The following is a 12,852-nucleotide window of genomic DNA, read 5'->3' as shown; positions in this document are numbered from 1 at the left end:
CCATCGCATATCTGATATTCAAAGATATCGGCACCTACAAAATCAAGTGCTGGTGTGTATATGTATGTTCCATCGGCATTAAATACCACGGTACCACTTGTTGGACCTGTTACCAAAGTGAACACTTCCGTTCCGGCTGGACCGTCTAAGTTCAAGTCATTGGTAGATACATCGCCTCCTACTGGTAGGTTCTTAAAGGTATCGTTGATATCCTCAATGGCTAATATGCAATTGCTTAATATATTTACAGCAACTTGATTCGTGCAATTATTGGCATCTAAGACAGTGATAGTATGGTTACCTGCTGTTAAATTATTGAATGTTCCGGAAGATTGATATGCACCGCCGTCAACACTATATAAGTAAGGCACAGTTCCACCACTCGCTTGAACGGTTACAGAACCCAATCCACTACAAACTGCATTAGTTTGAGATGTAATTGCTAAAGTAAGACCAGTACCTGGCTGCAAAACTGTAGCACTCTTTGTAGCAGTACAACCATTGGCATCGGTAATGTTTACAGTATAAGTACCCGCAGCTAAATTGATAAGATCTTCAGATGTAGCACCAGTATTCCATGAGAAGGAGTAAGGAGCTGTTCCACCTGTGACTGTTAAATCTAATGCACCTGAATTATTACCAAAACATCTAACGTGAGTAATGGCTATTCCAGAAGTCAACACATTAGGCTCATTAACAGTAGTAGAAGCATTAACAGTACATAATGTAACTGTATCAGTAACAACAACAGAATATGTTCCGGCAATTAATCCCGAGATAATTGTTGTAGTTTGACCTCCAGGAGACCATAGGTAAGTAAATGATCCCGATCCTCCAGTTACTGAAACACTTGCGGTACCATTGCTATTTCCATTACACGTTACAGATGTTGAAGATGCACTTGCTGCCAATCCTCTACAAGTTCCAGGATTCACAGTTGTAGTTGCCATTGCAGTACAACCATTTGCGTCAGTAACAGTAACTGTATAAACACCTGCACCTAATCCTGTAATAACTCTGGTGGTTTGTCCACCTGGACTCCAGCTATAAGCATAAGGCGGAGTACCGCCTATTGGATTTGCAGTTGCTGTTCCGTCATTAGTATTGGGTCCGCTTTCATCTGTTGAAGTCGCGGATACCGAAAGAACGGTTGCTGGTTCAGTTATCGTAACGCTTTGCTCTTCAGGTTGACAAACTGTACCATCGATAGTTACACTAACAGTGTAAATACCTGAAACAAGGTTATTAATAGTACTAGTTGTAACACCAGCATATACTTGAGGCGGAGTTGTATCCCATGTGAATGTAAATAATGCCGCAGGATTAGCCGCCGAAGACGCACTAACTGTAGCAGTACCACTATTATCACCAGCACAAAGCACATTCGTTACTTGATCTACTGTAATAATCGCATCACAGGTGTTATCACAAATAATAACCACCCCTTGTACAAGTTCACAACCATTAGTATCTGTTATAGTAACGCTATGTGAACCTGCAGGAAGATTGGTTGCCGTTGCTGTAGTTTGATTGCCTGCACTTGCACTCCATAAATATGTATAAGGCGCAACTCCTCCAGAAGGACTGGCAGTAGCTTGACCATTGTTACAACCTTGTCCGGTTGTTGCATTTTCTTTGGTAATAATTACACTAATAGGATTCGATGGCTCACTTACTGTAATTGAAGTTTGAGTAAGTGTACATCCATTAGCGTCTGTTACAGTAACACTGTAAACACCAGCAGGGATACTAGATAAATCTTGAGTTGTAGCACCATTGCTCCAATTATAATGGTAAGGCACAGTACCACCGGCAACAGTAATATCAATTGCCCCAGTATTTCTGCCATAACAAAGTACATCTTGTACAGTATATGTGAGCGATAAAGCTGCAGTTGGCTGTAGCACTGTTGCACTATTTGTTGTTGTACAGCCGTTTGTATCAGTAATTGTTACAGAGTAAGTACCAGCCGCTAAATTGAATAAATCTTCAGTTGTTGCACCATTATTCCATAAGAAAGAATATGGCTGGGTTCCCCCGGCAACAGTTAGATCTAATGATCCGTTATTACCCCCAAAACAAGATACGCTCGTAATTGCAATACCAGAACTTAGTACGTTGGGTTGGTTAACTGTAGTTGAAGCATTTACCGTACATAATGTTGTTTGATCGGTAACAGTAACTGTATATGTTCCTGCACTTAATCCTGTAATTGTTTGGGTAGTTGCTCCCCCTGGGCTCCATAAGTAATTGAATGGTCCTACTCCGTTACTCACAGAAACTGTTGCCGTACCATTACTATTTCCATTACACGATACTCCAGTTGAAGAAGCATTCGCACTTAAACCTTGACAACTTCCTGGGTTAACAGTTGTAGAAGCCACCGCTGTACAACCTTTTGAATCCGTTACGGTAACGGTATATACACCAGCACTCAAACCTGTAATAACCCGAGTAGTTTGACCTCCGGGGCTCCAGCTATATGAATATGGTGGTGTTCCACCTGAAGCGTTCGCTGTAGCAGTTCCATCTCCCGTATTAGGACCACTTTCATCTGTAGATGTAGCGGTTACATTTAATCCGTTTGAAGGCTCGTTTATTGTTACACTTTGTTCTACAGGGAGACAAACTGTCCCATCAATGGTTACACTTACGGTATAAACACCTGCAGCTAAATTATTAATTGTACTAGAAGTTACGCCGGCATCAATTCGTGGCGGAACTGTATTCCATGTAAATGTGAATAGTGCTGCAGGATTGGCAACCGAACTCGCCGAAACTCTTGCAACACCAGTGTTATCACCTTTACAAGATACGTGAGTAACAAAGTCTACTGCAATTACAGCATCACAATCATTAATACAATCAATTACAACCCCTTGATTTACTGGACATCCGTTAGAGTCTGTTACAGTAACTGTATGTGTGCCTGAAGGAAGGCTAGTAGCAGTTGCGGTTGTTTGACTACCAGCACTAGCACTCCACTGGTACGTATAAGGCGGAATTCCTCCAGTAGGAGTAGCCGTAGCCCGACCATTCGCACAGGCACCAGAAGTAGTGGCATTTTGTTTAGTTATTTGAATAACTATGTTATCAGGCTGGGTTAATGTAACCGAAAGCGATTTAGTATTTCCAATAGAATCTATAACCTCAACTACATATACTCCAGCAACAAGATTGTTGAATGTTGGACTAGATTGATATGTACCTCCGTTTAATCTGAATTGATATGGCGGAACTCCATCGGTAGCTTGTACAGTAATAGCTCCTGTATTACTTCCGAAACACGTGATATCTGTCTTACTTACTAAATTAAGTGCTAAATCTGAAAAACAGTTAGCATCTACATTTACACCACCTGCAATTATCCACGATTGACCATTTACAGTCTGACCGTTTTGATTATTTCTTGTATCTACAGTAACAGTTACCTGCGTTGCAGTTCCTGGAACATTATCTAATAATAGTTTAGGTATTGCCAAACAGCAAGTGCCTCCTGGCAAACTTGCATCAGGACCATATAAAATTACTTGATTAGTTACTCCTCCAGCTTCAGCTCTAAGAAGAAGATAACGTCCATCGTTTGTAAGTTCTGAAATAGGTGTTTCTAAAACTATATCACGTGGCCCACTAAAAGTAGGTATGTTGATTGTAAAAGTCCTAACATCGTTAAGCCCACTTATGTCAGGAAAAACACCTGAATTAGCAGCCGCGTCTGAGACGTTTCTAAATGCATACACCATCATTGACTGAAGGTCGCATCTATTATTATTATTTGTATATGTTACTGTATTCGTACTGCCAGAAAACAATCCTCTATACGCCCAAATATTACTACTTCCGCCAATTGGCGTTCTTCTAACTAATGTATGCGGGTTTCCACTACCATCAGTTACTTGTATTGTCTGACCCGGATTTGAACCTTTATATACTATTTCTACTATATATTCATATACATTACCTGGGTTTGGAATTGTAGCTGTTGTAGTTGTATTACAATTGGCATTATATCCATATTCATCAACAGTTTTATTATCACCACAGACAAATGACCAACCGTTCACATCTTCAGGTCCATCAACAAAATCATTTCCACAGGTTGATTTTAAATTTATAACTCGAGTAATCAAGTTATCATTGGCACCATCAACATCGGAAACAGAAATATATCCATTCGGATCAGTTTCGCGAACTTGATATGTTACATCAACAAGAGCTTGGGCAATTTCCGCTACTCCTTTATAATGACCAGTATTATCTGTTTGAATTGTTTGTGAGCTTCCGTCAGATCCAGTTATACCAACATTTACGTTAACTAAAGGATTTCCATCTACATCTTTTACACTACCACAAATAACAGGATACGTAATCAATACAGATTCAGGTTGTGGGTAATTAGCATTACTCATATTCAATGAATAATATCTATCGCTATCTCCACCCGTTTTACCAATTCTATATGATAAGGAGCTTTTATTTTCGAAATAGTTACTATATGTCCATCTTGCATCCAAAGAAACATCACCACCCGGCGCGGTCTCAGTAGTTATTGCCTCTCCACGAATTATATTTCCAATTCTACTAATATTAATTTTTCTATTAGCAGCTAAAAAGTATGCATCTGGCAAACTTATTTCGGCATATTCTCGTGTATTACTACCATCACCATCTATATCTAGCGGCGTAGCATAATACGAAATTACCACCAGATCGCTAGGGTTATTATAAGTACCCCCAGACCGAACAAATTTTATATTAAAGAGTACACTCTGATCATTATTATTTGTACTATTAATTCTTGGTTGAAATGCCTCCGGCAAACCAGAAGAAGTTACATCCATTTCTAAAAGGGAAGCTCCTCCTGTAAATTCTTCAATTCTTACTAAACCATCAATGTTTGGAAAAATACTTGCGAATTTATAAATAGCACCAACTTGAAGTGCACTACCACTTATTAATTGTGGGTTTCTAAAATTCCCTCCATCATAAAAAGGAGCACAAGTACAATCTCTAGGAGTTGGTACTATTGGTTGCTCAATAATTCTAATATTGAATGTTAAAAAAGAAGTTCTTCCACAAGCATCGGTAACTTTAACTTTAATAAGGCATCCATTAGATAAGCCACCTGCAGTAAAAATTGGATTGGAAATTGTTGAATTATTGAAACTGCCTGATGGGCAAGTTGTAGACCATTGATAAGTAACAGCAGTATTTGAAACTACGTTAAGATTAAACTGAATAGTTTGTCCAGTTTCCACCACTGAAGGAATAACAGTAGTATTAGTAATCTGTGGCGCTTTTTCAGCAGGAGACTCTAGTGCAAAATTGAAAAATATACGTTGCGCAGCTACGTTCTCAGCTACCGAACCATTTTTTAGTTCGTGACCTCCTTCATATAAAACCATACCTCTGGCCGACTGACCAAAAGCTCTACCATAAGCAACAAGAGCTGCCTTCCCAGGAGACTTGCCTTCTAGAACATCTCTTTGATTAGGATCCCAAGCCCCAACTTTCGTGGTGCTTCTCCAACCTCCAGTTGGGTAAGGCAAATATATTTGCTCAGAACCACCATCGTGCGCTTTATCTGTTCTACCCATAAATTGCATGATAGGATCAGTAGGAAAATCATTTAGGTAAGGATAAATACCAGAAGCATCCCTATGTTCGCCATGCTCAATAAGTCCATAACCATCAAAAGGTCCTGGATATACTGTAGGGCTTTTTGCCAAAAAGTTAGTTCTTATATTTGGATTTGTAGGATCCACATCGCGTTCCAAGTTTGAAACAGCTTGACATCCTGCCCAAATCCAACCAGAATTCCCGCCATTGGCAAGAGATTCATTCCAATCTAATAATGGGTTTCCAAAACCTGCCCAATCTGGATCATCATGCGGTATAATGAATAAATCACTACATGAATTTAAACTTAATGGAGTTCCAATTGTATATGCAGAAGTAAGAATTCCTGCATTCTCCATATAAGCTTCGGCAATCTTGGCGTTTTTCTGATTAATAATCCACCTTACATTATATGTCAATTCTCTGTGTAAAGGCACATCTACACTTGTTAGTGTAGTATAGGTAACAACACCTCTACTTCTCCAAAGATTTATTTCTGTTTGAACCGTACTGGTAATATTTTCTTTTGAAATAATAAAAGTACCTCCTTTAAAACTTCTACCATCAACTGTAAAATCTACCCCATCCTTACTTTTAGCAGGATTGATAGACCAAATTACTGGCGTTTGAAATGTATTAAGTAAAGAAACTACTAAACCGTAAGGCTTTAATCCATTATTAAAAGTTTGAGGCGTAACACCCATATCTATAACAACAGATCCAACAGGAACAGTTATAGTTCCCGCCATACTAGCCGAATTTTCTGGAATGTAGCCAACTTCCTCTGCTGTGGAAGGTCCAATTTGAGCAGTCTCAAGACTGCGCAGCAATTCTGGCTCTAAGTAATATCCTTTATATTCTATATGGCTAGATTTAAAACCAGATGCTAACATCAAGATCGAAAAGAAAAACAACAGAGGGGCAACTATTGTCTTAATTTTTCTTGCGCTAATTCGAAGAGAAGTAATTCTATTCATACCTATTTATTTTTTATTACAATATGGCGTCATGAGATGATAAAGCCCATAATCAAGACCAAATGTACGGAATAATAATGTTTACTTATTTGCGTTATAACACATTATAGGTTAAGTGCAGAAAAATTTCGTTGAACTACAAGATTAGGGCTAATAACAAGCATTCTAAGCCCTTCACAAAAGGTCAAAATCGACTAATTTTTAAATTTTTCAGACCATTTTTATAGCTTTTTTGCCTGTTTTAAGTCACTAAAATTCATCTTCAAATTCCTGATATTATTTTTAATAAATTTAGAAATAAAAACACTTTATTTAAGAAATAAACTTAAAAATGGTTTTCATTTTAATAGAATTTACACTGTAAAAACTTTGTAAAAACCCATATCTTTGGCGCAAATTGTATTAGTCTATATGTCTATTAAAAGTGAAATAAAACGAAGAAGAACATTTGGGGTTATTGCACACCCAGATGCCGGAAAAACAACGCTTACTGAAAAATTGCTGCTTTTTGGTGGCGCAATTCAAGAAGCCGGCGCAGTAAAAAATAATAAAGTGAAAAAAGGCGCTACCAGCGACTTTATGGAAATTGAACGCCAACGTGGAATTTCAGTAGCTACTTCGGTTTTAGCTTTTGAATATGAAGGCATTAAAATAAATATTCTAGACACACCCGGTCACAAGGATTTTGCGGAAGATACTTTTAGAACGCTAACTGCCGTAGATAGCGTAATAGTGGTGATTGACGTTGCAAAAGGTGTGGAAGAGCAAACTGAAAAACTTGTTGAAGTTTGTAGAATGCGCAACATACCTATTATTATATTTATCAATAAACTAGACCGCGAAGGTCGCGATGCTTTCGATTTGCTCGACGAGATTGAACAAAAGCTGCAACTGCGCGTTACACCACTGAGTTTTCCTATCGGGATGGGGTACGATTTTAAGGGTATATATAATGTATGGGAAAAAAATATAAACCTTTTTAGCGGCGATAGCCGAAAAGATATTGAAGAAACCATCGAGATCGAAGACCTAAGCAGTCCCGAACTCGATAAGCTTGTTGGCGAAAAAGCCGCTAATACGCTAAGGGAAGAACTGGAGCTTGTGCACGAGGTTTACCCAGACTTCAATCAAGAGGAATATTTAGTAGGAAAATTACAACCGGTATTTTTTGGCTCTGCACTTAATAATTTTGGCGTACGCGAGTTGCTAGATTGTTTTGTTGAAATTGCCCCTTCCCCACGCCCTAAAGAAAGCAATACGCGTTTGGTGAAACCCGATGAAAAAGATTTTTCTGGTTTCGTGTTTAAAATTCACGCTAATATGGACCCAAAGCACCGTGACCGCCTTGCTTTTGTGAAAATTGTTTCCGGTGTTTTTGAACGAAATTCGCCCTATCTGCACGTTCGCAATGGCAAAAAAATAAAATTCAGCAGTCCCAACGCTTTCTTTGCCGAAAAGAAACAAATAGTAGACATCTCCTACCCTGGCGATATTGTAGGTCTTCACGACACGGGAAACTTTAAAATTGGCGATACACTTACTGAAGGTGAAGAAATGCACTATAAAGGCATCCCAAGTTTTTCACCAGAACATTTTAAATACGTGAACAACGCAGACCCAATGAAGAGCAAGCAGCTTGAAAAAGGGATTGACCAATTAATGGACGAAGGTGTGGCGCAACTCTTTACTTTAGAATTGAATGGTCGCAAAGTTATAGGTACCGTTGGCGCGCTTCAGTTTGAAGTAATACAATACAGACTAGAACACGAATACGGCGCTAAATGTAGTTACGAAAACCTAAACGTACACAAAGCTTGCTGGGTAGAAGCCAAAGACCCAAAAAGCGCTGAGTTTGCAGATTTTAAAAGAGTGAAGGCGAAGTTTTTAGCAAAAGACAAACGCGGCCAACTGGTTTTCTTTGCAGATTCATCATTCACCCTACAAATGACACAATCTAAATACCCGAATGTGAAATTTCATTTTGTGAGTGAGTTTGAAAAGAGTAAGAACGTGTAATTAGTTTAAATTTAATTTGTCAATTACAACCATTAAAAAATCCAGCGGTCGAGCTGGATTTTTTAATGAATATTTGAATTTAAATTATATTCTTCAAAAGGAATTAATAACGTTGAAGAATTTGCACCATATTTAAGGTTCCTGAACCAAAAGTTGCTCTCCATCCTTTATCATTTTTAAGAGCTGAATGGATATATCCTTTCAGTTTTATTGTATAAGCTGTATTAGCTAATAAAGGAATATATGCCTGTCCATTTATAAAATATGAGCCAGCAAAACTATCTGTACCTCCAGAGAAGTTCTCGCCACTTAATGCATATCTTAAACTTGTATTTGAATTCACTTCAAAAAAAGCACCATACAATTGAGATTCGTGTTGATTTTCCGGACCTTTAGTTGGATCCTCAGTCTGATTTACATAAACGCCTAACTGATATGACACATCTAATAAAATGTCTTGAGTCGGTGTTATTGTATAAATATACAAACTTGGACTTATAACTTCTTTATCATGTTCATTCTTCAAGGCAGAAATAATCTGAAAACTTACCGCACTTGTATTCACTACCAAAGCATCATTGGGAGATCGCGCACCCTTAACTAACAATTCGCCATTAGTATCGGCATAAACGGTTGCAGGAAATTTAAAACCACTATTCTCTGCTAGGTTCAAATCCTTAATGCGTACCGCCCCATCCCGGCGTATGTTGAATTTAACATCAGCATTTTCTGAAATCTGAAACCCAGTTGTGCCATCACCAACAGCTGAAATAAGATATGGAACAGCTATTGAAGAAGATGAGGCTGGGGATAATTTAATATCGGCAGGACCAGTAGTACTTTGTACACTCAACTCTATTTTATCAGTTCCTGTACGTTTACCTATTATGTGTACTTCACTTGTAGGGCTATCGGTTCCAACACCCACATAACCACTTTCGGTTATAACAACTTTAGTACCCGCAGCATCCGCTTGTTTGGCTTTTATTAAATTTTGATTACCCACATTTGTTCCTTTCTCCCATTCGCTTGTTAGTCCAATCCATTTAGAAGTAGCAGAATCCCAATAGTAAAAACCTTTACTTCTTAAAGTTGTGTCCATATCTAAATATACCAACATGCCATCTTGATCAGCCGTTGGAGTACTTGTTGGAAAGACACTTATTCTAGGTATTAATATACCATCTGTTATTGCGGGAGTTGCTTTGCTGCTAGCTGTAATATCCAGCGAAGATTTTGGGTCTACATTATTAATACCCACTTGGGCTATTAAGCTAACGCTTAGCAAATTAAAATACAAAAACAGTATTAAATATTTCATATCGATGAAGATTAAATTCCGCACAAATATCTATATATATTTGAATAACTATCTTAATGTTTTAGTTAATTTTCAGCACTTTTAGCGCAGCTACACGACGATATACATTTATATAAGATTAAGTAATCATTTTCAACCAAAAACGGAGATTGTTTATGTTCATGATATTAAGTTTCTATTGATATTGCTTTCCTTTTATATGTTTATCGATTAATTATACCACTTCATCGAATAATGTTAAAATATATTTTAGCTTTTTGTAGGAAAGCCGAATAGTATTATAATTCTCTAAGCCATACAATAGAACGGTTTGTCGAATTTTATGAGGTTTAATCGATTTTATTCACAAAATCAAGCCTGTTTATTCCTACAACATTCAAAAAATTACTGGAATACTATTTTTATAGAAGCCTTGCCCCCCTTGTGAGAAATTCATACTATTATACATTTGTATATTATTCAAACAGAAATTTAGGCATCATGAAAATACAACTTCTATTACTATTATTAATAATTCCCACAATCGCTTTTGCACAAGTTGGTGTAAATACCACAACACCCACGGAAACATTAGATGTTGAAGGAACAGTGCGAATTAGAAGTATAAATAATACTGCAAGAGTACAAACTACCAAAATAATCGGGACTAATGCTAACGGTGTCCTTCAAGAAGTAATTGTAGATAACAATCTAATTTTAAGCAATAACAGACTGAGCGCCAAAGTAAAATATGACTATAGTTTTGGGGAACTTCGTCTCACCGAAAAAACCCAAGAACCTTTAAACCTTTTAATTAACCCTACCACTAATCCCGCGCAAGCTAATGCTGAATTTTCTATTATTAAAATATACAATTCAAATGGAGATGGCAAAACTGAAGTTAAAGGAATTGACCCAGGCTATAATGGCCAAAGTATATGGCTTTATCCACAAGACAATGACCTTGACATTAAGGAAAATCACAACGTATTAAAAAATGGTGTAATGAAGGCTAAACAATGGGAAATGATACACCTTGTTTATGATTATGCGATATCAAAATGGGTAATTATGAATCATGAAGGCTAATACTCCCATTTGGCTAAAACAAAAAAATGCCTTGCTAACCGCAGGGCATTTTTTATATAAACGAATTAATTTAATAATACATAGCACTTACATATTAGTTGTCCCAATCTCCAAAACGCACACTACATAAAGCCTCTAAAACTGCATTACTTCCAAAATCAGCACCGAACAAATGTACATTGCACGCTCCCGCATCTAGGGAGTTTTTGCTGTTAGGCAGCCACTGGCCGTTCAACAACTAACATAAGCCGAAATAACAGTAGTCATACTCTTCTCCTAATTAATTTATAATTTTAAGCGTGAGATATATTCCTATCCTTGCGAAAACTATAAACCCGCTAATCAATCTTCAGAAATTTAGAGACCCAAAGTAGCAATATTAATATGAGGTAAACTTGCCTATACAGCAGCATACGCTAACATTTGCGCACAAATAATATTACAATGATTTTATGATAAAGTCAATAATTAACACTCTTTAACGTCGAAATATGCATTTTGTGGATATTTTATGTCTTTTATCCAATTATAAATTGTAACTTTGAACAGTTATTTTTAGAATAGCTTTTATTTAATCGATTTTCATCACCTCAAAATCTTAAAAAAATGAACCTACAACTTATATTTTTGCTATTGATAATACCATCAATTGCTTTCGCCCAAGTGGGTATAGGCACAACAGATCCTCAGGAAACATTGCACGTTAACGGAACTATGCGCGTTTCTAATACATCACCATCAGTTACTTCAACTAAAGTAAGTGGCTTAGACGCGAACGGAACCGTGCGGCAAGTTTCAGTTGGATCAAATTTAGTTTTATCTAATAATGTTCTAAGCGTCCAAGTAAAATACGACCATAGCTTTGGGTCTGTGAGTTTCACTTCCAAAACACAGAACAACGTGGATTTATTATTAGAACCTGGCCAAGCCAACGACGGAAAAACCATTATTAGAATATATAATACTGGAGACACCGAATTTACCGGTGTAAAAGCAGGATATGATGGTCAAAGTATTTGGGTTTATCCACAAAATTCAAAGTTTGCCTTTAAAACAAACAACAATAATTCATTACTAGCAAACCGGATTGAAGACAATGTAAAACCATCTGGAGAACAATATTGTATGATCAATATTGTATATGATGCCACTAGGGCAAAATGGATTATTATGCAAAACCACGGGGGTTAAAATCTCCAACATTACCACTATACAAAAGAGACTGTCAACACTGAGAGTCTCTTTTTTTTTAAAAAAAAATCATTTAAAAGAAATTCTAGTTATCCGTCACCTCAATTATATTCAGCATTTTGAGTGGTGAAACCTTGGCGATACACCATTACTGTAAGTCTGCCCAATTAGGTATAGGCACCACTCCACAAGATATGTTAAACGTAAAGGAAGCGGTACGCATTGTAAATACCACAAAAGCAATTGGTTTAAATATCAACGGATCGATTAGTGAAAATTCAATTTTAAATAATAACAATTTAAGCGCGCCAAGTCATACAACGATTATAGTTTCGGCTATCTTGAATTTCAAATTAAAGAACATGACGGCCTAAATTTACTTATTAGTGACGGAAACACGAATGAAGGAAAATCAATTATTGAGGTTAACATAGCGGCTAGTGGCGTTAATAGATACGTTCGGTTAACAGGGGTTTTAGAAGAACCTAATGGTCATAGTATCTAGATTTATCCCCAACAACCCACATTTAAAATTTGGTTTTTAAAAAGTGATTCAAGTTCGGCCAATCAAGTTCAGGCAAATATGAATAATGGCGAGGTAAGAACTACCTCGTATGATTTTGTGCAATTAATATACGATGACGAGATTCAGAAGTGGGT

Annotated in this window: 6 protein-coding genes; 4 read left to right on the top strand and 2 right to left on the bottom strand. The window is 37.1% G+C overall.

Annotation, left to right across the window (positions count from 1 at the left end; genetic code table 11):
- On the bottom strand, window positions 1–6,596 hold a 6,596-nt coding region (locus AC3RVF_RS10510), incomplete at its 3' end, for a beta strand repeat-containing protein (protein ID WP_489693337.1).
- A gap of 411 nt (window positions 6,597–7,007) precedes the next feature.
- On the opposite strand from AC3RVF_RS10510, the gene AC3RVF_RS10505 reads away from it, so the two are divergent.
- Window positions 7,008–8,612 carry a peptide chain release factor 3 gene (locus tag AC3RVF_RS10505; RefSeq protein WP_489691606.1) on the top strand — a complete coding sequence of 535 codons (1,605 nt, stop codon included), beginning with the start codon at window positions 7,008–7,010 and terminating at the stop codon, window positions 8,610–8,612.
- A gap of 103 nt (window positions 8,613–8,715) precedes the next feature.
- Here AC3RVF_RS10505 and AC3RVF_RS10500 read toward each other — a convergent pair whose 3' ends face one another.
- A complete protein-coding gene (locus tag AC3RVF_RS10500; protein ID WP_489691593.1) occupies window positions 8,716–9,957 on the bottom strand; it encodes a hypothetical protein in 1,242 nt (413 codons plus the stop codon).
- A 456-nt stretch (window positions 9,958–10,413) separates the two neighbouring features.
- On the opposite strand from AC3RVF_RS10500, the gene AC3RVF_RS10495 reads away from it, so the two are divergent.
- From AC3RVF_RS10495 to AC3RVF_RS10485, 3 genes are all read left to right on the top strand, one after another.
- Complete coding sequence (locus AC3RVF_RS10495; protein ID WP_489691592.1) at window positions 10,414–11,001, top strand: hypothetical protein; 588 nt, start codon at window positions 10,414–10,416, stop codon at window positions 10,999–11,001.
- Between the two features lie 606 nt (window positions 11,002–11,607).
- Window positions 11,608–12,192: a hypothetical protein gene (locus tag AC3RVF_RS10490; protein ID WP_489691591.1), complete on the top strand. Its 585-nt coding sequence runs from the start codon at window positions 11,608–11,610 to the stop codon at window positions 12,190–12,192.
- Window positions 12,193–12,311: 119 nt separating this feature from the next.
- Window positions 12,312–12,566: a hypothetical protein gene (locus AC3RVF_RS10485; protein ID WP_489691590.1), complete on the top strand. Its 255-nt coding sequence runs from the start codon at window positions 12,312–12,314 to the stop codon at window positions 12,564–12,566.
- The last annotated feature ends 286 nt before the right edge of the window (window positions 12,567–12,852 follow it).

Source organism: Aequorivita sp. IT1183 (assembly GCF_058068265.1).
This window is presented reverse-complemented; position numbering and strand designations above follow the sequence as displayed.

Bases quoted from the DNA above. Each gene is read 5' to 3' on its own strand.
- AC3RVF_RS10505 (WP_489691606.1), top strand. From the start codon at position 7,008: ATGTCTATTAAAAGTGAAATAAAACGAAGAAGAACATTTGGGGTTATT.
- AC3RVF_RS10490 (WP_489691591.1), top strand. From the start codon at position 11,608: ATGAACCTACAACTTATATTTTTGCTATTGATAATACCATCAATTGCT.
- AC3RVF_RS10495 (WP_489691592.1), top strand. From the start codon at position 10,414: ATGAAAATACAACTTCTATTACTATTATTAATAATTCCCACAATCGCT.